25 protein-coding genes and 1 pseudogene are annotated in these 24,023 nt (G+C 34.4%); 22 read left to right on the top strand and 4 right to left on the bottom strand.

Annotated elements, in window-relative coordinates; translation table 11 throughout:
• Window positions 1-60 precede the first annotated feature (60 nt).
• The 4 genes from sufD (at window position 61) to sufB (ending at window position 4,716) form a co-directional block, all read left to right on the top strand.
• The gene (sufD, locus tag FH144_RS06425; protein WP_242314490.1) at window positions 61-1,368 is read left to right on the top strand and encodes a Fe-S cluster assembly protein SufD; all 1,308 of its coding nucleotides are present in this window, start codon (window positions 61-63) and stop codon (window positions 1,366-1,368) included.
• A gap of 31 nt (window positions 1,369-1,399) precedes the next feature.
• Window positions 1,400-2,650, top strand: a complete 1,251-nt coding sequence (locus FH144_RS06420) for a cysteine desulfurase (protein WP_242314488.1) — start codon at window positions 1,400-1,402, stop codon at window positions 2,648-2,650.
• Window positions 2,640-3,101: a Fe-S cluster assembly sulfur transfer protein SufU gene (sufU, locus tag FH144_RS06415; protein ID WP_103167020.1), complete on the top strand. Its 462-nt coding sequence runs from the start codon at window positions 2,640-2,642 to the stop codon at window positions 3,099-3,101. The genes FH144_RS06420 and sufU overlap by 11 nt, the downstream gene beginning before the upstream one ends.
• 217 nt (window positions 3,102-3,318) lie before the next feature.
• Window positions 3,319-4,716 carry a Fe-S cluster assembly protein SufB gene (sufB, locus tag FH144_RS06410; protein ID WP_107507407.1) on the top strand — a complete coding sequence of 466 codons (1,398 nt, stop codon included), beginning with the start codon at window positions 3,319-3,321 and terminating at the stop codon, window positions 4,714-4,716.
• A 157-nt stretch (window positions 4,717-4,873) separates the two neighbouring features.
• On the opposite strand, the gene FH144_RS06405 is transcribed toward sufB, so the two are convergent.
• Window positions 4,874-5,560, bottom strand: a complete 687-nt coding sequence (locus FH144_RS06405; RefSeq protein WP_242314485.1) for a hypothetical protein — start codon at window positions 5,558-5,560, stop codon at window positions 4,874-4,876.
• Window positions 5,561-6,027: 467 nt separating this feature from the next.
• Here FH144_RS06405 and FH144_RS06400 point away from each other — a divergent pair, with 467 nt between their 5' ends.
• From FH144_RS06400 to FH144_RS06375, 6 genes are all read left to right on the top strand, one after another.
• Window positions 6,028-7,101 carry an NAD(P)H-dependent flavin oxidoreductase gene (locus tag FH144_RS06400; protein ID WP_242314483.1) on the top strand — a complete coding sequence of 358 codons (1,074 nt, stop codon included), beginning with the start codon at window positions 6,028-6,030 and terminating at the stop codon, window positions 7,099-7,101.
• 126 nt (window positions 7,102-7,227) lie between these two features.
• Window positions 7,228-8,076, top strand: a complete 849-nt coding sequence (locus tag FH144_RS06395) for a DUF72 domain-containing protein (RefSeq protein WP_242314481.1) — start codon at window positions 7,228-7,230, stop codon at window positions 8,074-8,076.
• Between the two features lie 13 nt (window positions 8,077-8,089).
• On the top strand, window positions 8,090-8,917 hold the full coding sequence (locus tag FH144_RS06390) for a sulfite exporter TauE/SafE family protein (protein ID WP_198611013.1): 828 nt from the start codon (window positions 8,090-8,092) through the stop codon (window positions 8,915-8,917).
• Window positions 8,918-8,938: 21 nt separating this feature from the next.
• Window positions 8,939-10,258, top strand: a complete 1,320-nt coding sequence (locus FH144_RS06385) for a bifunctional metallophosphatase/5'-nucleotidase (protein WP_242314479.1) — start codon at window positions 8,939-8,941, stop codon at window positions 10,256-10,258.
• 142 nt (window positions 10,259-10,400) lie between these two features.
• On the top strand, window positions 10,401-11,321 hold the full coding sequence (lipA, locus tag FH144_RS06380; RefSeq protein ID WP_103166410.1) for a lipoyl synthase: 921 nt from the start codon (window positions 10,401-10,403) through the stop codon (window positions 11,319-11,321).
• Window positions 11,322-11,420: 99 nt separating this feature from the next.
• Window positions 11,421-11,810 (top strand): YutD family protein, encoded by a 390-nt coding sequence (locus FH144_RS06375; RefSeq protein WP_198611015.1) that lies wholly within the window; start codon window positions 11,421-11,423, stop codon window positions 11,808-11,810.
• Between the two features lie 119 nt (window positions 11,811-11,929).
• On the opposite strand, the gene FH144_RS06370 is transcribed toward FH144_RS06375, so the two are convergent.
• On the bottom strand, window positions 11,930-12,196 hold the full coding sequence (locus FH144_RS06370; RefSeq protein WP_242314477.1) for a DUF3055 domain-containing protein: 267 nt from the start codon (window positions 12,194-12,196) through the stop codon (window positions 11,930-11,932).
• A 103-nt stretch (window positions 12,197-12,299) separates the two neighbouring features.
• On the opposite strand from FH144_RS06370, the gene FH144_RS06365 reads away from it, so the two are divergent.
• The 8 genes and pseudogenes from FH144_RS06365 (at window position 12,300) to dltD (ending at window position 19,164) form a co-directional block, all read left to right on the top strand.
• Window positions 12,300-12,734: a DUF86 domain-containing protein gene (locus tag FH144_RS06365; RefSeq protein WP_107507415.1), complete on the top strand. Its 435-nt coding sequence runs from the start codon at window positions 12,300-12,302 to the stop codon at window positions 12,732-12,734.
• A complete protein-coding gene (locus FH144_RS06360) occupies window positions 12,734-13,522 on the top strand; it encodes a TIGR01457 family HAD-type hydrolase (protein WP_242314476.1) in 789 nt (262 codons plus the stop codon). The genes FH144_RS06365 and FH144_RS06360 overlap by 1 nt, the downstream gene beginning before the upstream one ends.
• Before the next feature lie 20 nt (window positions 13,523-13,542).
• Window positions 13,543-14,508: a 2-hydroxyacid dehydrogenase gene (locus tag FH144_RS06355; protein ID WP_242314473.1), complete on the top strand. Its 966-nt coding sequence runs from the start codon at window positions 13,543-13,545 to the stop codon at window positions 14,506-14,508.
• Window positions 14,509-14,934: 426 nt separating this feature from the next.
• Window positions 14,935-15,060, top strand: coding sequence for a teichoic acid D-Ala incorporation-associated protein DltX (locus FH144_RS06350; RefSeq protein ID WP_167409772.1), 126 nt, complete (start codon window positions 14,935-14,937; stop codon window positions 15,058-15,060).
• 14 nt (window positions 15,061-15,074) lie between these two features.
• Window positions 15,075-16,532, top strand: a pseudogene (gene dltA / locus FH144_RS06345) (D-alanine--poly(phosphoribitol) ligase subunit DltA).
• Window positions 16,529-17,743 (top strand): D-alanyl-lipoteichoic acid biosynthesis protein DltB, encoded by a 1,215-nt coding sequence (gene dltB / locus FH144_RS06340; RefSeq protein WP_198611021.1) that lies wholly within the window; start codon window positions 16,529-16,531, stop codon window positions 17,741-17,743. The pseudogene dltA and the gene dltB overlap by 4 nt, the downstream one beginning before the upstream one ends.
• 15 nt (window positions 17,744-17,758) lie before the next feature.
• Window positions 17,759-17,995: a D-alanine--poly(phosphoribitol) ligase subunit 2 gene (gene dltC / locus FH144_RS06335; protein WP_103166402.1), complete on the top strand. Its 237-nt coding sequence runs from the start codon at window positions 17,759-17,761 to the stop codon at window positions 17,993-17,995.
• On the top strand, window positions 17,992-19,164 hold the full coding sequence (gene dltD, locus FH144_RS06330) for a D-alanyl-lipoteichoic acid biosynthesis protein DltD (RefSeq protein ID WP_242314471.1): 1,173 nt from the start codon (window positions 17,992-17,994) through the stop codon (window positions 19,162-19,164). Before dltC ends, dltD begins: the two co-directional genes overlap by 4 nt.
• A 314-nt stretch (window positions 19,165-19,478) precedes the next feature.
• Here the strand turns inward: dltD and FH144_RS06325 are convergent, their stop codons facing one another.
• Window positions 19,479-19,721: a NifU family protein gene (locus FH144_RS06325; protein WP_103166400.1), complete on the bottom strand. Its 243-nt coding sequence runs from the start codon at window positions 19,719-19,721 to the stop codon at window positions 19,479-19,481.
• A gap of 103 nt (window positions 19,722-19,824) precedes the next feature.
• Here FH144_RS06325 and FH144_RS06320 point away from each other — a divergent pair, with 103 nt between their 5' ends.
• Window positions 19,825-20,157: a YuzD family protein gene (locus tag FH144_RS06320; RefSeq protein WP_242314469.1), complete on the top strand. Its 333-nt coding sequence runs from the start codon at window positions 19,825-19,827 to the stop codon at window positions 20,155-20,157.
• Window positions 20,158-20,331: 174 nt separating this feature from the next.
• Here the strand turns inward: FH144_RS06320 and FH144_RS06315 are convergent, their stop codons facing one another.
• Window positions 20,332-21,396: an NAD(P)/FAD-dependent oxidoreductase gene (locus tag FH144_RS06315; RefSeq protein WP_242314467.1), complete on the bottom strand. Its 1,065-nt coding sequence runs from the start codon at window positions 21,394-21,396 to the stop codon at window positions 20,332-20,334.
• A 358-nt stretch (window positions 21,397-21,754) separates the two neighbouring features.
• Between FH144_RS06315 and FH144_RS06310 the strand changes: the two genes are divergently transcribed.
• The 3 genes from FH144_RS06310 to FH144_RS06300 all read left to right on the top strand — a co-directional run bounded on the left by FH144_RS06310 (window position 21,755) and on the right by FH144_RS06300 (window position 23,943).
• Complete coding sequence (locus tag FH144_RS06310) at window positions 21,755-22,000, top strand: YuzB family protein (RefSeq protein ID WP_242314465.1); 246 nt, start codon at window positions 21,755-21,757, stop codon at window positions 21,998-22,000.
• 11 nt (window positions 22,001-22,011) lie between these two features.
• Window positions 22,012-22,371 carry a HesB/IscA family protein gene (locus tag FH144_RS06305; RefSeq protein WP_107507424.1) on the top strand — a complete coding sequence of 120 codons (360 nt, stop codon included), beginning with the start codon at window positions 22,012-22,014 and terminating at the stop codon, window positions 22,369-22,371.
• A gap of 363 nt (window positions 22,372-22,734) precedes the next feature.
• Complete coding sequence (locus FH144_RS06300; protein ID WP_242314463.1) at window positions 22,735-23,943, top strand: NAD(P)/FAD-dependent oxidoreductase; 1,209 nt, start codon at window positions 22,735-22,737, stop codon at window positions 23,941-23,943.
• Window positions 23,944-24,023 lie beyond the last annotated feature (80 nt).

Here is a 24,023-nt window from a genome sequence, read left to right as displayed (position 1 = left end):
GAAAAGGTATGAACTTCCTACAGTCGTTAAAATTTTCATCAAGTAGGAGGAAAAAGAGTTATGACAACCGAAACTTTGAACATTTCTGAAGAACAACTTGTTGATTATTCTAAAGCGCACAATGAACCTTCTTGGATGACAGAATTACGTCAAAAAGCGTTAAAATTAACAGAAACTTTAGAAATGCCTAAACCGGATAAAACTAAATTAAGAAAATGGAATTTCGATACTTTCAAACAACATAGCGTTGAAGGAAAAGTATTTAATGATTTATCTGAGCTTCCTGAAGCCATTAAAGAAATCATTGACGTTGAAAACTCTAAAAACTTAATCGTGCAACACAACAATGCTTTAGCATATGCTCAAGTATCAGAACAAGCTAAAAATAATGGAGTTATTATTGAAGGCTTAGCCGAAGCATTAGTAAACCATAGTGACTTAGTACAAAAATATCTAATGACTGATGCAGTGACAGTTGATGAACATCGTTTAACAGCGTTACACGCAGCATTAATTAATGGTGGCGCATTCGTCTACGTACCTAAAAACGTAGTAGTCGAAGACCCAGTTCAATATGTCGTACTTCACGACGATGAAAACGCTAGTTTCTATAACCACGTAATCATCGCAACTGAAGAAAGTGCTGAAATCACATACGTTGAGAACTATCTATCAACAGTAAGTGGTGAAGGTAACCAACTTAACATTGTTTCTGAAGTTATTGCTGGCGCAAACTCAAATATCACTTATGGTTCAGTAGATTACCTTGATAAAGGTTTCACTGGTCATATTATTCGCCGTGGTACAACTGAAGCTGATGCCTCTATTAACTGGGCGTTAGGTTTAATGAACGAAGGTAGTCAAATTATTGATAATACTACTAACTTAATTGGTGACCGTTCTACAAGTGAACTTAAATCAGTAGTCGTTGGTACTGGCGAACAAAAAATTAACTTAACTTCTAAAATCGTTCAATACGGTAAAGAAACAAATGGTTATATCTTAAAACACGGTGTAATGCTTGAAAGTGCATCATCAGTATTTAACGGTATTGGTCATATTAAACACGGTGGTACAAAATCTATTGCTAACCAAGAATCACGTGTATTAATGTTATCTGAAAATGCACGCGGTGACGCCAACCCAATCTTATTAATTGATGAAGATGATGTAGAAGCTGGACACGCAGCATCAGTTGGCCGAGTAGACCCTGAACAACTTTACTACTTAATGAGTCGTGGTATTTCACAAAAAGAAGCTGAACGTTTAGTTATTCATGGTTTCTTAGATCCAGTTGTACGTGAATTACCAATTGAAGATGTTAAACGTCAATTAAGAGAAGTAATCGAACTTAAAGTAAACAAATAAATCATACGAGATTTTTAATAAAAGAAAGGTCGTGAACAAAGTGGCCGAAACTTCATTAAATATTGAGGAAATCATTAAAGACTTTCCAATATTAGAACAAAAAGTTAATGGTAAACGCTTAGCCTACCTTGACTCAACAGCGACAAGCCAAACGCCGGTACAAGTGTTGAATGTAGTAGATGATTATTATAAACGCTATAATTCAAACGTTCACCGTGGTGTTCATACGCTTGGCTCACTAGCTACTGACGGCTATGAAAGCGCACGTGAAACGGTTCGTCGTTTCATTAACGCTAAATATTTTGAAGAAATTATCTTCACAAGAGGTACAACTGCATCAATTAATATTGTAGCTCATAGTTATGGCGATGCGAATGTACAAGAGGGCGATGAAATTGTTGTAACAGAAATGGAACATCATGCGAATATTGTTCCTTGGCAACAACTTGCCAAACGTAAAAATGCATCTTTAAAATTCATTCCAATGACTGATGAAGGCGAATTAAAACTTGAAGATATTAAAGCGACAATTAACAATAATACTAAAATTGTCGCTATTGCACATGTATCTAATGTGCTCGGTACAATCAATGATGTGAAAGAAATCGCTAAGATTGCACATGAACATGGTGCGATTATAAGTGTTGATGGTGCTCAATCTGCGCCACATATGGATATTGATGTACAAGATTTAGATGCAGATTTCTTTAGTTTCAGTGGACACAAAATGTTAGGTCCAACTGGTGTTGGCGTGTTATATGGTAAACGAGATTTACTTAAAAACATGGAACCAGTTGAGTTTGGTGGCGACATGATTGATTTCGTAAGTAAATATGATGCCACATGGGCTGATTTACCTACTAAATTTGAAGCAGGTACGCCATTAATCGCACAAGCAATTGGCCTAGCAGAAGCTATCCGTTATATTGAAAAATTAGGTTTCGATGCGATTCATCAACATGAAAAAGAACTTACTGAATATGCATACGATCAAATGTCATCCATTGACGGGCTTGAAATATACGGGCCACCTAAAGAGCGTCGTGCTGGCGTGATTACATTTAATTTAACTGATATTCACCCACACGATGTGGCTACAGCAGTAGATACAGAAGGTGTAGCGGTTAGAGCTGGACATCACTGTGCTCAACCACTAATGAAATGGTTAAACGTTTCATCTACTGCACGTGCAAGTTTCTATATTTATAACACTAAAGAAGATGTAGACCAACTTGTTGAAGCATTGAAACAAACGAAGGAGTTTTTCTCTTATGAATTTTAATAATTTAGATCAACTTTATAGATCTGTAATTATGGACCATTATAAGAATCCAAGAAACAAAGGCGTTTTAGACAATGGCTCAATGACTGTAGATATGAATAATCCAACTTGCGGTGACCGTATTAGATTAACGTTCGATATTCAAGATGGCATTATCAATGATGCTAAATTCGAAGGTGAAGGTTGTTCAATCTCAATGTCCAGTGCATCAATGATGACAGAAGCAGTTAAAGGTCATTCATTAGGTGAAGCTATGCAAATGAGTCAAGAGTTCACTAAGATGATGCTTGGTGAAGACTATGAAATTACTGAAGAAATGGGCGATATTGAGGCACTTCAAGGTGTATCTCAATTCCCAGCACGTATTAAGTGTGCAACATTAGCCTGGAAAGCTCTTGAAAAAGGTACGGTAGAAAAAGAAGGTAAAACAGAGGGCACTACTGAAGAGTAGTCAAATAACTTAGGATGTGGGGCAGAAATCTAATGTAAGTTAAAGATTTCGTTGTCCCAATCTCACAGTTAGTTTAAGCTCTTTTTTCTTACACATTTAACTTTTTACACTTGTGACTTTTTATGAAGGTTGCATATTGTTACAATGACAATAGACAATAACATAACTATTAAAAATCTCGCGCACGTCGTTTAAATATATTTAAGGAGTGATTGAAATGGCTAAAAAAGCACCTGATGTTGGAGATTACAAATATGGTTTCCATGATGAGGATGTTTCCATTTTCAGATCAGAACGTGGTTTAACAGAAAATATCGTTAGAGAAATTTCAAATATGAAGGAAGAGCCAGAATGGATGCTTGACTTCAGACTTAAAGCTTTAAAATTATTCTATAAAATGCCAATGCCTCAATGGGGTGGCGACTTATCAGAATTAAACTTTGATGACATCACATACTACGTTAAACCTTCAGAACATACTGAACGTTCTTGGGACGAAGTACCTGAAGAGATTAAACGTACATTTGATAAATTAGGTATCCCTGAAGCTGAACAAAAATATTTAGCAGGTGTATCTGCACAATATGAATCAGAAGTTGTTTATCACAACATGGAAAAAGAATTAGAAGAAAAAGGTATTATCTTTAAAGATACTGATAGTGCTTTACGTGAAAACGAAGATTTATTCAAAGAATACTTCGCTTCAGTTATTCCAGCTGCTGATAACAAATTTGCTGCACTTAACTCAGCTGTATGGTCAGGTGGATCATTCATCTATGTACCTAAAAACGTTAAATTAGATACGCCATTACAAGCGTACTTCCGTATTAACTCAGAAAACATGGGTCAATTCGAACGTACATTAATCATTGCTGACGAAGGCGCATCAGTAAACTACGTTGAAGGTTGTACTGCACCAGTTTATACAACTAGTTCATTACACTCAGCAGTAGTTGAAATTATCGTTCATAAAGATGCTCACGTACGTTATACTACGATCCAAAACTGGGCTAACAACGTTTATAACTTAGTTACTAAACGTACGTTTGTTCATGAAAATGGTAACATGGAATGGGTTGACGGTAACTTAGGTTCTAAGTTAACAATGAAATACCCTAACTGTGTACTATTAGGTGAAGGAGCGAAAGGTAGTACATTATCAATCGCTTTCGCAGGTAAAGGACAAGTTCAAGATGCTGGTGCTAAAATGATTCACAAAGCGCCAAACACATCTTCAACAATTGTGTCTAAATCTATTTCTAAAAATGGCGGTAAAGTTATCTATCGTGGTATCGTTCACTTCGGACGTAAAGCGAAAGGTGCACGTTCAAACATTGAATGTGATACGTTAATCTTAGATAATGAATCTACATCAGATACAATTCCTTACAACGAAGTGTTTAATGACAATATCTCATTAGAACACGAAGCGAAAGTATCTAAAGTATCTGAAGAACAATTATTCTACCTTATGAGCCGTGGTATTTCTGAAGAAGAAGCGACTGAAATGATCGTAATGGGCTTCATCGAACCATTCACTAAAGAATTACCAATGGAATACGCAGTAGAAATGAACCGTTTAATTAAATTTGAAATGGAAGGTTCTATCGGTTAATCTATCGATATTATCTACTTTTCAAATATGCTTATAGAGTTATAGTTAAAGGTGTCCATCGTTTATCGATGGACACCTTTTTCATGAAATTTATTTCAATAAGGTTAGTGAATATTTGTTAAAAAGTATAAAAAGAGCATAAGTGTACCCTTGAACATTATTCAACTGCTTGGCTTGTAGAGTTGACGGCATTTTGCCATTCTATTTGGGCGTCTTTCCATGAATTATAATTTTGTCCATCTTGTACCGGCCAAGAGCCTCCTACGCCTTCTATCTTACCTCCGTTTTGAGCTTTGCCTTGCTCAGTAGCTTCTTTTGCAGCGAGATAATCACTATACCCATATCCCATTTGACCTTCATCATGAGTAGTAGTTTTAGTTTTATTCCATTCATCTATATCTTGTTGACTCATATATTGATTATTAGTAGAAGTGTTTTGAGCATTAGACTGTTGATTATTTTGATTCTGTTGTGAATTATTATTTGTATTAGACTGTTCCGTATTATTATCTTTATCATTATTTAACGTATTATTTGTATTAGACGAATCGTCATTGGATTCTTCCTCAGTATTATTAGCTTGCTTATCATCATTATTATTACTATCATCTGTAGATTGAGTATCTTCTGAACTGTTTGATTTATCTTCGTTATTCTCTTCCACTTCTTTGTCTTTTTTATGTTTTTTACTTAATTTGCTATCTTCAGTTTTTTCATCATCGGCGTTGTTCACTAGGTCGCTGGATTTTTTATGATTATCACTGGATTTTGCCTCATTATCCTTTTGACCACATGCCCCTAAAACTAATAAACTAGCAAATATTAAAGCTAAAACCTTTTTCATTTTACGTTGTCCCCTTTGTTATTTTGTGCAAACTAGCTAATCTTAATGACTATTTATTTCAATACTTTTTAAAATAAAATTATAATATTGCTTTTCTGCATAACTATATTATAAGCAAACCTTTATATATTTACGATGTATTGTTTGAAACTTTTTGTAAATAACCAATTAATTTTATGTAAATGTGATTAAGCATTGATTTTCAAAGGTAATAAAATCAAGAGTGAGACATTAATATAAAATTTGTATAACTTTTAATTTTGGAAGTAGTTAATTGAGATGAGATGATAAACTAGTAGACATCGACCTCTCAGTTTTTTTGCTCACCACTTAGTTTTGCTTAAATCCTAAACACTTATGTCCCAATCTTCTCTAATTCTCAAAGTTTATGAAAAAATAGGGTAGGGAATATTTTAATAAAATGTACATATTATAATCGCAAGAGAGACAAAGGAGTTGAATATTATATGTGGCATTCAAATGCATTAACAGAGACGCTAAATATTAAATATCCAATTATTCAAGCAGGCATGGCAGGAAGCACAACGCCTGAATTAGTAGCGACAGTAAGTAATAAAGGCGGGCTTGGTTGTATCGGAGCAGGGTATTTTACTGCCGATAAGTTAGAGCAAGAAATACAGGAAGTTCGTTCAATGACCACTCAACCATTTGGTGTAAATTTATTTGTGCCAAGTCGCAATAACTATACCCAGGATCAAGTTGAATATATGAATGCTTGGCTGAAACCGTATCGTAAAGCACTAGACCTTGAAGAACCGGTCGTAAATATTACTGAAGAACAGCAATTTAGTAACGCCATTGATATGGTTATTAAACATAAAGTGCCGATTTGCTGTTTTACCTTTGGACTTCCAAGTCAAGAAACTATCTCTAAACTTAAACAAGCTAATGTGAAATTAGTCGGCACCGCTACATCGGTTGAAGAAGCCATTGAGAATGAACGTGCAGGTATGGATGTAGTGGTGGCACAAGGTAGTGAGGCTGGCGGTCATAGAGGATCATTCTTATCTAAGAATCAACAGACTCAACCATTAATAGGCACAATGTCATTAGTACCTCAGGTCACTGAACACGTCTCAATACCTGTGATAGCAGCAGGTGGTATTATGGACGGCCGTGGTATATTAGCCAGTTTAATTCTTGGTGCGCAAGGCGTTCAGATGGGTACCGCATTTTTAACAACTGAAGAAAGTGGTGCTAATGAAGTAGTGAAACATGGAATTCTTAACAGTAAAGAAACAGATACACGCGTGACAGATGTCTTTAGCGGTAAATTAGCACGTGGGATTAATAATGAATTTGCAGAATCATTGTCTAAATATGACGGTGAGATACCACCTTATCCAGTGCAGAATCAATTGACTAATACGATTAGAAAGACAGCTGTTGCGAAAGGGAATAGCGAATGGACGCATATGTGGAGTGGTCAATCACCTCGTTTAGCTAAGCGTCAACAAGGGAACCAATTGTTTGATGGGCTCGTCTCTCAAGTTGAGTCTCTATTACAAACAATGCATTAATAATTATTTTTTTGAAAATGAAATAACAAACACTATTCGAGTCCCTAAAGTTTAAGTTATGTAAAGATTGTATTGAACATATGATAACTTAAAAATGAATGTGGTATCATATAGCTGGTGATAAAAATGATTAACATAGGTCTTACCGGATGGGGAGATCACTACTCCTTATATGAAGATATGGAGCGACAGTCGGATAAATTACAGACATATGCCAGTCACTTTCCTATTGTTGAACTCGATGCCTCATATTATGCCATCCAACCAGAACGAAATATACAAAAATGGATCAAAGAAACACCTGACCGATTTGAATTTATAGTGAAGATTCATCAAGCGTTAACGCTACACGCAGATTATAAAGAATTTGCTGAGTCACGGGCGGAGTTATTTGGACAGTTTAGGCTCATGCTTCAGCCACTGATTAAGCACAAAAAGTTAGCAATGGTATTAGTACAATTTCCACCTTGGTTTGATTGTACTGCTCAAAATATTAAATACATTTTATATGTAAGACAACAATTAGCAGATATACCGATGTGTGTAGAGTTCCGACATCAATCTTGGTTTAATGAGCAATTTAAAGAGCAGACATTAGCATTTTTAACAGAACATCAAATTATTCATTCGGTAGTAGATGAACCTCAAGTTAAAGAAGGTTCCGTTCCTTTAATCAACCGTATTACCACTGAGAAAGCGTTTGTTCGCTACCACGGTAGAAATAAACAAGGTTGGACTAAAAAGGATATGACCGACCAAGAATGGCGCGATGTGCGATATTTATACAATTATAATAAACAAGAACTGACTGACTTAGCGAATAAAGTAAAGATACTAGAACATAAAGCTAAACAAGTTTATGTAGTGTTTAATAATAATTCCGGAGGCCATGCTGCCCAAAATGCGAAAACATACCAAGATCTATTAGATATAGAATATACAGGATTAGCACCACAACAATTAAAATTATTCTAAGAGGCGAAATATAATGTTAGTAACAATTATTTTATTAGTTATCATTGGGCTACTGTCAGCAGTTTTAGGTTCATTAGTAGGCATAGGCGGAGGAATTATTATTGTTCCGACACTTGTTTATTTAGGTGTAACACACCATATATTACACGGTATTACCACACAAATAGCTATTGGGACGTCATCTGTCATCTTAATCGTTACAGGCTTGTCATCATCTATAGGCTATTTAAAAACGAAGCAAGTTGATATTAAAAATGGTTCTATTTTTCTATTTGGTTTATTACCTGGGTCATTACTTGGTTCTTTTTTAAGTCGATATCTAACGCTAGATTCATTCAACTTATATTTTGGTATTTTTATGATTATAGTATCGATATTATTAATGGTCAGACATAAAATTAAACCATTTAAAATTTTTGATAAAGAAAAATATCGTAGAACGTATATCGATGCTGAGGGTGTAACTTATCATTATAGCGTGCCACCTGTATTTGCCTTTTGTGCTACATTATTGATTGGTATTTTAACAGGTCTTTTTGGAATTGGCGGAGGCGCTTTGATGACGCCACTCATGTTAATAGTATTTCGCTTCCCACCTCATGTGGCAGTGGGTACAAGCATGATGATGATTTTCTTTTCAAGCGTGATGAGTTCAATAGGACATATCTTCCAAGGGCATGTGGCTTGGTCATATTCAATTGTCCTGATAATCTCTAGTTATATAGGGGCCCAAATTGGCGTTAGAGTGAACCGTTCAATTAAATCGGAAACCGTGGTTACATTGTTACGCACAGTATTATTAATTATGGGTGTTTATTTAATCATTAAATCTTTTCTTTAAATATATATAGGGGGCATTTAATTGAAGTTAACAATTTATCATACTAATGACATTCACAGTCATTTAAACGAATATGCGCGTATTGCATCATATATGGCAGATCATAGACCGAAACTTCAACACCCCTCACTTTATTTAGATATTGGTGACCATGTAGATTTATCAGCGCCAGTCACACAAGCGACATTAGGTAGAAAAAATGTAGAACTTCTTAATGAATCGCAGTGTGATATTGCTATGATAGGTAACAATGAAGGCATGACTATTTCTCATGAAGCCTTAAACAATTTATATAATGAGGCGAAATTTAAAGTGATATGTACAAATGTCATCGATGAAGAAGGACATTTACCGCATAATATTGCGACCTCTCATATAGAAGAAATTGAAGGCGTACGCTTTTTATTTGTAGCTGCTACTGCGCCATTTACACCGTTTTATCGCGCATTAGACTGGATTGTCACTGATCCTTTAGAAGCGATTAAAGACGAAATTGCTAATCAACGTGGTAACTACGACATCCTTATTGTGATGAGTCATGTAGGTGTCTTTTTTGATGAAAAGTTATGCCAAGAAATACCTGAAATTGATGTCATATTAGGTAGCCATACACATCACCATTTTGATCATGGTCAAGTGAATAATGGTGTACTCATGGCAGCGGCCGGAAAATATGGTTACTACCTAGGTGAAGTGAGTTTAACCATTGAAAACAAGCAAGTTGTTAATAAGACAGCTACACTTTATCCAGTTGATACCTTACCTGAAGTTGAAACCGATTATGACGTTGAAGGCAAGGCGTTAATGAGTGAGCCAGTCATCGATCATCCGGTAAATTTAACCAGTAAAACAGATGTCATCACAAAAACGTCATATTTACTAGCAGAAAGTGTATATGAATTTACGCTCGCAGACTGTACAATAGTAAATGCTGGTCTTATCGTGAAGGGTGTCGAAGCGGATAAATTAACAGAATATGATATTCACAGAATGCTACCACATCCAATTAATTTAGTACGAATAAGACTTAAAGGTTCAGAACTTAAAAATGTGATTATTAAAAGTCAGAAACAAGAATATATGCGAGAACATGCACAAGGTCTTGGTTTCAGAGGCGATATTTTTGGCGGTTATATTTTATATAATTGTGGATTTATCGAATCTGAGCAGCGTTTCTTCGTTAATGGAGAGGAAATCCAAGACAATGCAACGTATACGCTCGGTACAGTCGATATGTACACGTTCGGCAGATATTTCCCAATGTTAAAAGGGTTATCCATCGATTATTTAATGCCACAATTTTTAAGAGATATCTTTAAAGACAAATTAGTAAGAATGTAAAACGTTGCTTTGTTAATGTGATTAGCGGTTAAGACAGAGAATATTGAAGAGAGTTTGAAAATTATAAGTTATTACATTTTAATTTAATGTAAATTTCGTTATAATAGTTAAAGATAGATTATACAGGAGGGTATACGTTGTTATGGCTACTAAAAATGAAGAAATCTTACGTAAACCAGATTGGTTGAAAATTAAGCTTAACACGAACGAAAACTATATTGGCCTCAAGAAAATGATGCGCGAAAAAAATCTACATACAGTTTGCGAAGAAGCAAAATGTCCAAATATACATGAGTGTTGGGGAGCTAGACGTACAGCTACATTTATGATTTTAGGTGCGGTATGTACAAGAGCTTGCCGTTTCTGTGCAGTAAAAACAGGTCTACCAAATGAATTAGATTTAAACGAACCAGAACGTGTAGCAGAATCAGTTGAATTAATGAATCTTAAACACGTAGTTATCACAGCTGTTGCGCGTGATGATTTAAGAGACGCAGGTTCAAACGTGTATGCAGAAACAGTACGTAAAGTACGTGCGCGTAATCCATACACTACAATCGAAATCTTACCATCAGATATGGGTGGTGACTATGAAGCACTTGAAACATTAATGGCTTCTAAACCTGATATCTTAAACCACAACATCGAAACAGTTCGTCGATTAACTCCAAGAGTTCGTGCACGTGCGACTTACGACAGAACTTTAGAATTCTTGCGTCGTTCTAAAGAATTACAACCAGATATCCCTACTAAATCAAGCTTCATGGTTGGTTTAGGAGAAACATTAGAAGAAATCTACGAAACAATGGACGATCTTCGTGCAAATGATGTAGACATTCTAACAATTGGCCAATACTTACAACCATCTCGTAAGCATTTAAAAGTTGAAAAATACTATACACCATTAGAATTTGGTAAATTAAGAAAAGTAGCTATGGATAAAGGTTTCAAACATTGTGAAGCTGGACCAATGGTACGTAGTTCATACCACGCAGATGAACAAGTTAATGAAGCCGCTAAAGAAAAACACCGTTTAGGCGAAGAACAATTACAACAAAACTAATATAGTTTATTTAAACTGATTATTTAAAGCTTAGGTTGCATATTTCAAATGAAATGGTGTGATCTAAGTTTTTATTATACGAATTAAAGGTGACAAATTATGATTAAAGTAGATCAACAGTATTTTGAAATAATTGAAGACTATAGAGATTGCTTTGATGAAGAATTATTTGCGACAAGATACTCAGATATTTTAGACAAGTATGATTATGTGGTAGGCGATTTCGGCTATGATCAGCTACGTTTAAAAGGATTCTATAAAGATGCTAATAAAAAAGCGGAAATCTCTAAGCGTTTCTCAAGTATACAAGATTACATTTTAGAATATTGTAACTTTGGGTGCCCTTACTTTGTATTAAGACATTTATCAAATAAAGAGATACAGAGAATAGAACAAGAGAATGATGACCTCGTATTAGGGGAAGCAGAAGATAAATTGCAAGATGTAAAGATAAAACCTAGTATTCAAGAAGTGAAAAACAATAACTAAATATTAACTAATTAAAAAAGCTTTTAAACCAAATAGAGACTAGAGCATTCATAGGTTAACCGTACAATATCATCCAATCTCGTGGTTTAAAAGCTTTTATTTTAAAAAATTTAAGAAGGCTATTGAATCACTTGGTTTAAGTATTCAATAATTTCATCACTTTCTTCTTGGCTTACACCTAAAATATGTGCAATATAACCTTCTTCTTCTATATCATCAGTTCCTATAATTCCAAATTTATTGGTTTGCATATTGAGAACTAGCATTTTGCCATAATGACGATCGGTTTGAACTAGCATTAAATCATAACGGCTATGTTCACCTACAAAGCCTACAAATTGTACTTGGCTTTGCTCCTCGTCGTCATATAAATACATATCTATCATAAGAGATAAAACTCCTTCTATTAATGTGATTAAATTTAGTATAACGACAAATGAATACCTATGCAAAACTGTGATATGATAGACATATTAAGAGGTGACAGACATGTATTTTGTAGATAAAGATAAACTAACGTTAAAACTTGAATATTTAAACCAGTTAACTAAAGATTATGAAGAGCACAAAGCCAACCATTATGCATTTGAACGTATTGCACAAATGTTAATTGAATCTTCTGTTGATATTGGCAATATGATTATTGATGGTTTTATACTAAGAGACCCCGGAAATTATAAAGACGTAATTGATATCTTAGAGTTAGAAGACGTTATTACTAAAGAGACACAGCAACATATCAATGAAACTGTAGAAGTTAGAAAACAGTTTGCTCATAATTATACTGAACTTGATAATAATGTTATTCGACCACTTTTCGATAAAACGCTCCCTTATTATAAACAATTTATTCAAGAAGTAATTCAATTTCTTGAGAAAGAGAGTGTTCCAGTTACTGCTTTTGGAAAAGGAGAAAATAAGTAATGAAAAATTATAAAGGTTATTTAATCGATTTAGATGGAACAATGTATTTAGGCACAGATGAAATTGATGGCGCAGCACAATTTATCGATTATTTAAATAACAATAATATTCCTCACTTATATGTAACAAATAATTCTACTAAAACGCCTGAGGAAGTAACTCAAAAATTAAAAGAGATGCATATTGATGCGAAACCTGATGAAGTAGTAACGTCTGCTTTAGCGACGGCTAACTTTATCGCTCAAGAACAAAGCGATGCGACGGTTTATATGCTAGGTGGTAGTGGTTTAAGAACAGCGCTGACTGAAGCAGGCTTGACAGTTAAAGATGATGAGAACGTAGATTATGTTGTTATTGGATTGGATGAACAAGTCACTTATGAAAAGTTAGCAGTAGCAACGTTAGCAGTTCGTAAAGGCGCACGATTTATTTCTACTAATCCAGATGTTTCAATTCCTAAAGAACGTGGTTTCTTACCAGGTAACGGTGCCATTACTAGTGTAGTGAGTGTTTCAACTGGTCAAGCACCACAATTCATTGGTAAACCAGAACCGGTTATCATGGATATTGCGTTAGACATTTTGAAATTAGATAAATCTGACGTGGCCATGGTTGGTGATTTATACGATACAGATATTATGTCTGGAATGAACGTAGGCGTCGATACGATTCATGTTCAAACTGGCGTTACATCATATGAAGAACTTTTAGAAAAAGACAAACAACCAACTTATTCATTTAAAGATTTAAATGTAGCTATTTCTGAATTAGAAAAAGCATTGAAATAAATCAAAGGGGTGACGTTTTTATGGGAAAGATATTAGTCACACGTAAAATACCTGAGCAATTTATCGAGCAATTAGAACAATTAGGTGACGTTCGCATGTGGGATGACGAATTTGAACCTATGCCACGCGCACAATTTTTAACTGAATTAGAAGATGCAGACGCATGTTTTATTACTTTAAGTGAAAAAATTGATAAAGAAAGTATTGAACATGCGAAGAACGTTAAAATAATCGCTAATATGGCAGTAGGTTACGATAATATTGACGTAGCATTGGCTAATCAAAATGGTATCGTAATTACTAATACGCCTAACGTGTTAACGGAAACAACTGCGGAATTAGGATTCACTTTAATGTTAACGGTTGCGCGTCGTATAATTGAGGCACAACAATATGTGCAAAATGGCCAATGGAAAAGTTGGGGACCGTATTTATTATCCGGAAAGGATGTTCACGGTTCGACTGTAGGTATTTATGGTATGGGCGATATTGGTAGAAGTTTTGCACGTAGACTTCAAGGCTTTAATACTACAATTCTCTACCATAATCGTTCAAGACATGAAGATGCTGAACGTCAGTTAAATGCACAATATGTCTCATTTGAAGAACTATTAGAACGAAGCGACTTTGTAATTTGTACGGCTCCATTAACCCCAGAAACGGCAAATAAATTAGATGAAAAAGCATTTTCAAAAATGAAAAATGATGCCATCTTTATCAATATTGGTCGTGGGGCAATCGTAGACGAGGAAGCTCTAGTTAATGCATTGAATAATAATGAGATTGGTGGTTGTGGACTTGATGTACTGCGAGAAGAACCTATTCGTCTCGACCATCCATTGCTCAAAATGCAAAATGTTGTAATATTGCCACATATTGGTAGCGCATCGGTAGAGACGCGAGATCGAATGATTCAATTATGTATAGACAATATTAAAGCTGTTCTCCAAGGGAAAGCACCTGAAACGCCAGTTAAAACTAAATAGTCATGCAAGTAACTTCTTATTGTAGTGGTAGATATTCCATCTAAAACAATAAGAAGTTTTTTCTATCTTGGTTCAACTAACAGTTTTGTTATGCGCTATGTCATTGTGATGTAGACGAATAAGTACTAATATAATGAATATCATTAAAGTGGTAAAACAAGAAATTATATTTAGAGTTAATGCTTGCAACAATAGTGATTGACAATAATTTTAAGTGACTCTACATAAACTTTTTTAAAATTTAATTTGCCATAGAAATAGGTATTGCTTATAATAAGGTGTAAAAATAAAATATAAATTTTGTATTTAAAAACTTTGTTTTACAATACCTTCTGGGAAATGAAGCTTTCTAAGAACTTAAAACTCATACGCTAGAAAATGATAGTGAGGTGCAATTTTGCATTGAAAGAAAATAATAACAAAGCAATGCTATTTTTCGAAAAAGCTAAACCATACTTATTAACCCTACTGTATTTAGCTATATTTATTGCGTTGTATCTTATTTATGGATCCGGCGACACACACAATAATTTCATATATAACGAATTCTAATAAGGAGTCAAATTATGTCAGATATCATAAATTTAATAAATGACTTTAGTCAAAACAATCCTGAGTGTATTGCAATTAGACATAAAGATGATGAATTAACGTATCAACAGTTAATAGATGAATCAAGTAAATTAGCACATTTACTACAAGATACGCATAAACCTCTAGTTCTATATGGTCATATGTCACCCTATATGATAGTGGGAATGATAGGTGCGATTAAAGCCGGTTGTGGCTATGTGCCAATTGATACGTCGGTTCCAACTGATCGTGTTCACATGATTATCAAGCAAGTAGAACCAGAATTTATTTTGAATACAACGGAAACGTCAATAGCTAATCATGAGGCTAAAGAAATCACTATTCAAGATGTTCAAAACTCTGACTATCCAACGGTGTTTGATAGCCAAATGGCGCTTACAAACGTGGTATATACTATTTTTACTTCAGGGTCTACTGGAGAACCTAAAGGTGTTCAAATTGAATATGCAAGTTTAGTAGAGTTTGCAGAATGGATGGTCTCATTAAATGAATCTAATGAACCATAAGAGTGGCTTAACCAAGCACCATTCTCATTTGACTTATCAGTAATGGCAATCTACCCATGCTTAACATCTGGTGGTACTTTAAACTTAGTAGATAAAGATATGATTAATAAACCTAAATTGTTAAACGACATGTTAGTTAACACACCAATTAATGCTTGGGTATCAACACCGTCATTTATGGAAATGTGTTTATTGCTTCCAAATCTTAATGAAAGTGCCTATCCAAGTTTGAATCACTTCTTCTTCTGTGGAGAAATCTTGCCGCATAGAACAGCAAAAGCATTATTAGACAGATATTCTCATGCAGTGGTTTATAATACTTATGGTCCGACTGAAGCGACTGTAGCTGTGACTAGTGTCAAAATCACGCCAGACATCATTGAAACGTATAATCCACTACCAGTGGGCGTAGCCCGACCTAACACGACGTTATCTACAACAGATGAAGGAGAACTTATCATTAAAGGTAACAGTGTCAGCTTAGGGTATTTAAATAATAAAGCTAAAACTGAAGCGGTATTTAACTTTGAAGATGGTATTCGACTTTATCATACAGGTGATAAAGCTATTGAAAAGGATGGCCTTTGGTTTATTCAAGGACGTATCGACTTCCAAATTAAACTCAACGGCTATCGTATGGAGCTTGAAGAAATTGAAACACAGCTTAGACAATCACAATACGTACGAGAAACAATCGTCGTACCAATTTATAAAAATAATAAAGTTGTTCACTTGGTAGGGGCTATTGTGCCTACTGAAGAAGTTAAAGATGATTTAGAAATGACCAGACAAATTAAATCCGAACTCAAATCTCGCTTACCAGAATATATGATTCCAAGAAAATTTGTTTGGATGGACCAACTTCCATTAACTTCAAACGGAAAGCTTGATCGTAAACAAGTAGCTGAGGATATTAACGCATGATCCCTTATGGCACGTTTACCTTCTTCTTAGTTGCTTTTATAGTACTTTTACCAGTCATCATACTCGGATTTTTAGGTAAGCGAAGTTATATCTACAACGGTATAAGTACAGCAATTATGATAGTCATTATTTTTTCATCAGATAAACATAACCTGTTTGATAATAAATACTTAAGTATTCAGTTACTGTGTTTCGTAATTTATCTGATTTGGCAAGTAGCACTCATCATGGGTTATTATCATTCAAGACAAAAGAATAATACCTTCACTAAATTTGTTATTGTTATGGTATTATCTATCTTGCCATTAGCAATTGTTAAGGTTTTACAAAGTTCATGGCTAGGTGGACATCAAATTCACTTCCATGAGCATAAATTAATTGAATTTGTAGGTTTCTTAGGTATTTCATACGTTACGTTTAAAAGCGTTCAACTTATCATGGAAATTAGAGATGGTTCAATAAAAGAAATTAAAGTAGGTAAGTTACTTCAATTTATTTCTTTCTTCCCAACCGTGTCTTCTGGACCTATTGACCGATACAAACGTTTTGTTAAAGACGATAAGAAGGTTCCTACAGGAGAACAGTATAGAGCGTTAGTAGCTAAAGCAATTCATATGATTATGCTTGGTTTCCTTTATAAATATATTCTTGCTTATTTAATTAATTCTTACGCAATTCATCCATTACTAATGGATTTACATGGTTTCACACATAAATGGTTATATATGTATGCGTATAGTTTCTATTTATTCTTTGACTTTGCAGGTTACAGTTTATTTGCGGTAGCGATTAGTTATCTTTATGGTATTAATACGCCTCCAAACTTTAAACAACCATTTAAAGCACGTAATATTAAAGACTTCTGGAATAGATGGCATATGTCATTATCATTCTGGTTTAGAGATTGTATCTATATGCGTACGCTCTTCTACATGTCACGTAAGAAATTAATGAAAAGTCAGTTTGCGATGTCTAATTTCGCATTCTTGTTAAACTTTTTCATCATGGGCGTATGGCATGGCCTAGAGTTATTCTATATTGTATACGGTATCTATCATGGCCTTATGTTTATTGGCTATGGATACTATGAACGTTGGAGAAAGAAACATCCAGCTCGTTGGCAAAATGGTTTTACTACAGCTTTGAGTATCATCATCACATTCCATTTTGTAGCATTTGGATTTTTAATCTTTTCAGGAAAATTAATATAAAAGGAGTTATAAATTATGGAATTTAGAGAAGAAGTATTAAATTTATTAGCTGATGTTGCGGAAAATAATGTGGTAAAAGAAAACCCTGATGTTGAAATTTTTGAAGAGGGCATCATTGATTCATTCCAAACAGTAGGTTTATTACTTGAAATTCAAAATAGACTAGGTATCGAAGTATCAATTATGGACTTTGATCGTGATGAGTGGGCAACTCCTAATAAAATTGTTGAAGCTTTAGAAGAACTAAGATGAAAATAAAGCCATTTTTACCAATTATTATCAGCGGCGCGTTATTTTTAGCGTTTGTACTATTACCTGCAAGTTGGTTTACAGGTTTAGTAACTAATAAAGCAGTCGCTGATAATAGAATTTCTTTAACTGACCAAGTACTCAAAGGTACGCTCATTCAAAATAAAATGTTCAGTAGTAATAAATATTATCCTGTTTATGGATCGAGTGAATTAAATAAAAAAGATCCATTTAACCCAGCGATAGCATTACATAATAGAAAAGATACGAAACCCGTCTTCTTAGTTGGGACTGGTGGGAACACAGACTTAATTAATGCGATTGAATTAGCCGGTCAATATGATCAGTTAAAAGGGAAAAAGATGACATTTATTATTTCACCTCAATGGTTTAGTACGCATGGCGTCAACGATAGAGATATTGCTGCACGTACAACACCAAATCAAATTAATCAGTTATTTCAACAAAAAGATATGCCTTCTGAATTAAAAGAAAGATATGCGAAACGTCTATTGAAATTCAAAAGTACAACGAACAAACCATTTTTAAAAGAAGTTGTTAAAAGTCATGGAGAAGTAGATGGTAATTATGTTTCTCGTTTCAAAGAGAACCAACTTCTAAAAATTGAAGCGATAAAAACATATTTCTCTTTAGATAAATCACCTTTATCAGATGTAAGTCCGATGACTAAACCGGATGCATCTTGGGAAACTATGCAAGATAAAGCAGTTCAACTTGGTGAAAAACGTTCTTCTTCTAATGACTATGGTATCCGTAATGAATATTGGAACAAATTAACGCATAAGAAACCGATGAATCATCGTAAATATGAATTTAAAATGAATTCTCCAGAATTTAATGATTTATCATTACTTGTAGATACGATGCATCATGCGGGTGCCGATGTTCAATACGTGATTTTACCTGTTAATGGTAAATGGTATGATCATTTAAATATTCATCGTTTAACACGTGAACCTGTTTATAATAAAATCCATCAAACTGTAGTAAATCATGGTGGTAAAGTTTATGACATGTCAGACAAAGACTATGAAAAATATGTTCTTAGTGATGTCGTTCACGTTGGTTGGAAAGGTTGGGCATATATGAATGAACATATCGCTCAACATATGAAAGATGATGAATCTAAAACGTCACATAAACAACAATAATAAAAAACTGAGGCTGAGCCATTAATAAAAAAATGGTTCAGCCTTTATTTATGGCAGTAGTTGTCTGAAATGAAGATGCGTTCGAGCCTCACTTCCTTCATTTCTAGTCAACCTTGCCGGGGCGGGACAACGAAATCTTTGAAATTGCATTAGATTTCTGTCCCGCTCCCTAGATTTATGTCCCATTCCCAGTTTTTTAATATAAGGTATTCTATTATTTTAGAAATGCGAGATATAAAATGACTCCCATCGAAGTATAAGTTACTTTGATAGGAGTCATATTGGTCTTACCATAAATATATAATACGAGACGCTTAGAAGACTTGTTCTACTTCGATAACGCCTGGAACTTCTTCGTGTAGTGCGCGTTCAATACCAGCTTTTAATGTGATTGTCGAGCTTGGACAAGTACCGCAAGCTCCGTGTAATTGTAATTTCACGATGCCGTCTTCAACATCTATTAATGTACAGTCTCCGCCGTCACGTAATAAAAAAGGACGTAAACGTTCAATAACTTCAGCTACTTGATCAAACATTGTTGCATTCTCAGTAGGCATGAGATATGTCTCCTTTCAAGTATATTACTTCATAATTCCATTATTTATTTATTATAATAGATAAAGTAAGAAAAATCTATAAAACAAGACGGGGGATTTAAGTATGACTAAAGTGAGTGTAGTAGTGTACGGTGCTGATGTGGTCTGTGCCAGTTGTGTGAACGCACCAACATCTAGAAATACATTTGAATGGATTCAATCTTTATTAGAAAGAAAATATCCAGATATTCAGTTTGAATATACGTATATCGATTTTCAAAAGCAAACTGAAAATCTTAGCGACCATGACCAACACTATATCGAGCAACTAGAAGAAGATGAATTATTTTATCCATTAATTACCATGAACGATGAATATGTTGCGGACGGATATATTCAAACAAAGCAATTAACCAACTTTGTAGATAAACACTTTGCGAATAATGAAAATAAATAGATAATAAATAAAATAGCGAGGCTAGACTTTTTAACCTTGATTTTAAAACCTGAAGAGCGTTTAAACGCTTTATCTTACGTCAAAATTTGAGCAACAACGTAAGTAGGTAAATCTTAGTTATTCTGTCTAGACCTCGCTTTTATCATTTTCAATCTTATAAATGATTAATATGCCTTAACCATTATGATATTTATATAACCATAGTACACCTGATTTGAGAATATGGGCTAAACGACCTGTAACAGTGTGGTCCATAATATAGGCAAAGCCTTTCTTCTCACCGAGCGAACCTAAGAAACCTTGTACTTTAAGTTCAGGCATCTTCTCTGGTAATGCTTCATTGTTCCATTGTTTTTTAAGTACATCTGCAATTTGGTCGCCTTGTAACTCGGCTAGTTGAGCACTTGGCGCGTGAGGTAAGTCAGCACAATCACCTACGACATAGACGTTTTTATATGTAGGTACTTGATGATATTGGTTAATAATTACGCGACCACTACGATTAATATCGATAGGTAAGTGTCTTACTACTTCAACCGGTTGAATTCCGGCAGTCCAAACGACTAAATCTACTTCTTCAGGTGATCCATTATTATAGATTTTACCCGGCTCTACTTTGTCGATAAGTGAGTTCGGTACAACTTTAACTTTATTTTCACGGAACCATTTCGCAATATAATTACTTAATTTTTCCGGAAAATTTCTTAAAATTCGTTCGCCACGATCATACAAAATCACTTCTAAATCTTCACGACTTTCACGTAATTCACTAGCTAGTTCAATCCCGCTTAAGCCAGCACCAACAATACCAACGCTAGCGCCACTTGGCAATTCACTAATACTATGGAAGGTTTCACGTGCTTTAGATAATGTTTGAATACTGTGTGTGTATTCTTCAGCGCCAGGAACATTATGATATTTATCTTCACAACCTAAGCCGATAACTAATTCATCATAGTCAACTTTAGTATTTCCAACTGAAACGATTTGAGAATCTAAGTCAATATCGCTAATCTCACCATAAATAGTGTTAATACGTTCGAAATCTGGAAAATTCATACATACATCGCTATCAGATTTTGTGCCCGCAGCTAGCGCATAAAACTCAGGTTTTAATCCGTGGAAAGGCATGCGATCAATTAATGTTAATGTATAGTCTTCCGGTAAAGCCTCAGGAAGAATTCGCGACATAATGCGCATATTGCCATAACCGCCACCAAGTAATACTAAATTTTTCATATGTTATACCCCTTTTTATATGATTTGCGATTCCGTTATGAAACGAAAACGACTACCCTTTAAATAAGAAAAAATGTGTTAAATTGCTTCATCATCGATATTAAAATAACCAATGGATAAAGTTGTTTATAGATTACATTTCATTGCCCCTTACAATTAAATGTATTATTTATATAAATTTATTATATCTGTTTTTTAGAATGACTACAATCAAAGTCCTGAGTACAATAATAAAGGAATCATAACATTTACCATTAGATTTTTTACACTTTGGCAAATGAAAAGTTGAGCTAGTCTAATGCAGTAGAAAGTAAGATTTGTTATAATAATGTAATTAAAAACATGAAGAAGGTGAAGTATGTTTCCATTAGTTGAATTCTGCATATCGAATATGGCAAAAGGCGGAGACTATGTTTATGATAAATTAGACAATGATCCGGACGTGGATGTGTTAGAATATGGATGCTTGAACAATTGTGGTACATGCTCATGTGGGTTGTATGCGTTAGTAGATGGTGATACTGTTGAAGGTGACACACCAGATGATTTATTAAAGAATATTTATAAACATATAGAAGACAATGATTTTACAAATCTATTATAGGGGGAACAATGATGCCAACTGTAACATTAACTGAAGCTGCTGCGTACGAAGTAAAAGACATGTTAAAAAGCAATGATATGGAAGACGGCTATTTAAAAATTAAAGTCAACGGCGGTGGTTGTACTGGACTAACATATGGAATGTCTGCAGAAGAACAACCAGGCGAAAATGACGAAGTTTTAGAGTTTTACGGCTTAAAAGTATTAGTCGATAAATATGATGTACCTGTATTAAATGGGACAACTGTTGATTTTAAACAATCATTAATGGGTGGCGGTTTCCAAATCGACAACCCAAATGCTATTGCTTCATGTGGTTGTGGTAGTTCATTTAGAACTGCTAAAGTGGCAGGAAATCCTGAAAATTGTTAAACCATTTTAAAATGAAAAAATTTTAAAAAGTTCGATTATATATTCTAGATTTAAGTATAAGACGATTATTTTAAATATAGTCTTGTTGTTGCTTGAAAATGTAGTGTAAAAGCTATAAAATTGAATATGGATTGAACTTTGTCTTTTTTGTGAACTAAAGTTCATAAAACTGAATTGAAAAACAAAGTGTTGACTAAGACTATAAATAGGGATGAACAGTTAGGTTAAGTGCAAAGTTTATGGTAAATCAGACTAACAGATATTGAATGAAATATAATGTACGGTCTGAGCTTTGTTATGTTCTGAAATTTGTAGCCTTTATCTACATTTAAGAAAATAATTATGAAAGCTTAGGTGAATGAAATGGCACAAGATCGTAAAAAAGTACTAGTACTAGGTGCTGGTTACGCTGGTTTACAAACAGTAACTAAATTACAAAAAGAACTTTCTGCAGACGAAGCAGAAATCACTTTAATCAACAAAAACAAATATCACTATGAAGCAACTTGGTTACATGAAGCTTCAGCTGGTACATTAAATTATGAAGATTTAATTTATCCAATTGAAAGTGTTATTAAAGAAGATAAAGTTAAATTTATCAACGCTGAAGTAACTAAAATCGACCGTAATGCTAAAAAAGTAGAAACTAATCACGGTATCTATGACTACGATATTTTAGTAGTAGCATTAGGTTTCGAAAGTGAAACATTTGGCATCGACGGTATGAAAGACCACGCTTTCCAAATTGAAAACATCGAAACTGCACGTCGTTTATCTCGTCACATCGAAGATAAATTCGCAAACTATGCAGCTTCTAAAGAAAAAGACGATAAAGACTTAGCTATCTTAGTTGGTGGCGCTGGCTTTACAGGTATTGAATTCTTAGGTGAATTAACTGAAAGAATTCCTGAATTATGTAGCAAATACGGCGTAGATCAAAACAAAGTTAAATTAACTTGTGTTGAAGCTGCTCCAAAAATGTTACCAATGTTCTCTGACGAATTAGTTAACTATGCAGTTAACTATTTAGAAGATCGTGGCGTTGAATTCAAAATCGCTACACCAATCGTTGCTTGTAACGAAAAAGGTTTCGTTGTAAAAATCAACGATCAAGAACAACAATTAGAAGCAGGTACTGCTATCTGGGCTGCCGGTGTACGTGGTAGTAAATTAATGGAAGAATCATTTGAAGGCGTTAAACGTGGCCGTATCGTGACTAAACAAGATTTAACAATCGAAGGTCATGACGACATCTTTGTAATCGGTGATGTTTCTGCGTTTATCCCAGCAGGTGAAGAACGTCCATTACCAACTACAGCTCAAATCGCTATGCAACAAGGTGAACACGTTGCTAAAAATATTAAAAACATCTTAAACGGTCAAGCTGCAGAAGAATTTGAATATGCTGACCGTGGTACAGTATGTTCATTAGGTTCTCATGACGGTGTAGGTATCGTTTACGGTAGAGATATTACTGGTAAAAAAGCTGCCTTCATGAAGAAAGTTATTGATACACGTGCCGTATTCAAAATCGGTGGCGTAGGCTTAGCATTCAAAAAAGGTAAATTCTAAGTTTTAATAAAATCAATATAATAGAGAAGCTGAGGCGTTTATATATAAATGTCTCAGCTTTTTTAGGTATGAATTTTATA

It is taken from the genome of Staphylococcus sp. acrmy (genome assembly GCF_022690565.1).
In the GTDB taxonomy this organism is placed as follows: Bacteria; Bacillota; Bacilli; order Staphylococcales; family Staphylococcaceae; genus Staphylococcus; species Staphylococcus caledonicus.
The sequence above is the reverse complement of the archived record's forward strand: the minus strand, read 5'-3'. Positions and strand labels throughout refer to the sequence as shown.

What these genes read in the sequence shown, in the direction of transcription:
- FH144_RS06310 (WP_242314465.1), top strand. Translation starts at nt 21,755, where the DNA reads ATGTTTCCATTAGTTGAATTCTGCATATCGAATATGGCAAAAGGCGGA.
- sufB (WP_107507407.1), top strand. Translation starts at nt 3,319, where the DNA reads ATGGCTAAAAAAGCACCTGATGTTGGAGATTACAAATATGGTTTCCAT.
- FH144_RS06360 (WP_242314476.1), top strand. Translation starts at nt 12,734, where the DNA reads ATGAAAAATTATAAAGGTTATTTAATCGATTTAGATGGAACAATGTAT.
- FH144_RS06350 (WP_167409772.1), top strand. Translation starts at nt 14,935, where the DNA reads ATGCTATTTTTCGAAAAAGCTAAACCATACTTATTAACCCTACTGTAT.
- dltD (WP_242314471.1), top strand. Translation starts at nt 17,992, where the DNA reads ATGAAAATAAAGCCATTTTTACCAATTATTATCAGCGGCGCGTTATTT.
- FH144_RS06325 (WP_103166400.1), bottom strand. Translation starts at nt 19,721, where the DNA reads ATGCCTACTGAGAATGCAACAATGTTTGATCAAGTAGCTGAAGTTATT.
- FH144_RS06405 (WP_242314485.1), bottom strand. Translation starts at nt 5,560, where the DNA reads ATGAAAAAGGTTTTAGCTTTAATATTTGCTAGTTTATTAGTTTTAGGG.
- FH144_RS06390 (WP_198611013.1), top strand. Translation starts at nt 8,090, where the DNA reads ATGTTAGTAACAATTATTTTATTAGTTATCATTGGGCTACTGTCAGCA.
- dltB (WP_198611021.1), top strand. Translation starts at nt 16,529, where the DNA reads ATGATCCCTTATGGCACGTTTACCTTCTTCTTAGTTGCTTTTATAGTA.
- FH144_RS06320 (WP_242314469.1), top strand. Translation starts at nt 19,825, where the DNA reads ATGACTAAAGTGAGTGTAGTAGTGTACGGTGCTGATGTGGTCTGTGCC.
- lipA (WP_103166410.1), top strand. Translation starts at nt 10,401, where the DNA reads ATGGCTACTAAAAATGAAGAAATCTTACGTAAACCAGATTGGTTGAAA.
- FH144_RS06355 (WP_242314473.1), top strand. Translation starts at nt 13,543, where the DNA reads ATGGGAAAGATATTAGTCACACGTAAAATACCTGAGCAATTTATCGAG.
- FH144_RS06315 (WP_242314467.1), bottom strand. Translation starts at nt 21,396, where the DNA reads ATGAAAAATTTAGTATTACTTGGTGGCGGTTATGGCAATATGCGCATT.
- FH144_RS06365 (WP_107507415.1), top strand. Translation starts at nt 12,300, where the DNA reads ATGTATTTTGTAGATAAAGATAAACTAACGTTAAAACTTGAATATTTA.
- sufU (WP_103167020.1), top strand. Translation starts at nt 2,640, where the DNA reads ATGAATTTTAATAATTTAGATCAACTTTATAGATCTGTAATTATGGAC.
- FH144_RS06375 (WP_198611015.1), top strand. Translation starts at nt 11,421, where the DNA reads ATGATTAAAGTAGATCAACAGTATTTTGAAATAATTGAAGACTATAGA.
- FH144_RS06400 (WP_242314483.1), top strand. Translation starts at nt 6,028, where the DNA reads ATGTGGCATTCAAATGCATTAACAGAGACGCTAAATATTAAATATCCA.
- FH144_RS06395 (WP_242314481.1), top strand. Translation starts at nt 7,228, where the DNA reads ATGATTAACATAGGTCTTACCGGATGGGGAGATCACTACTCCTTATAT.
- sufD (WP_242314490.1), top strand. Translation starts at nt 61, where the DNA reads ATGACAACCGAAACTTTGAACATTTCTGAAGAACAACTTGTTGATTAT.
- FH144_RS06370 (WP_242314477.1), bottom strand. Translation starts at nt 12,196, where the DNA reads ATGATAGATATGTATTTATATGACGACGAGGAGCAAAGCCAAGTACAA.
- FH144_RS06305 (WP_107507424.1), top strand. Translation starts at nt 22,012, where the DNA reads ATGCCAACTGTAACATTAACTGAAGCTGCTGCGTACGAAGTAAAAGAC.
- FH144_RS06300 (WP_242314463.1), top strand. Translation starts at nt 22,735, where the DNA reads ATGGCACAAGATCGTAAAAAAGTACTAGTACTAGGTGCTGGTTACGCT.
- dltC (WP_103166402.1), top strand. Translation starts at nt 17,759, where the DNA reads ATGGAATTTAGAGAAGAAGTATTAAATTTATTAGCTGATGTTGCGGAA.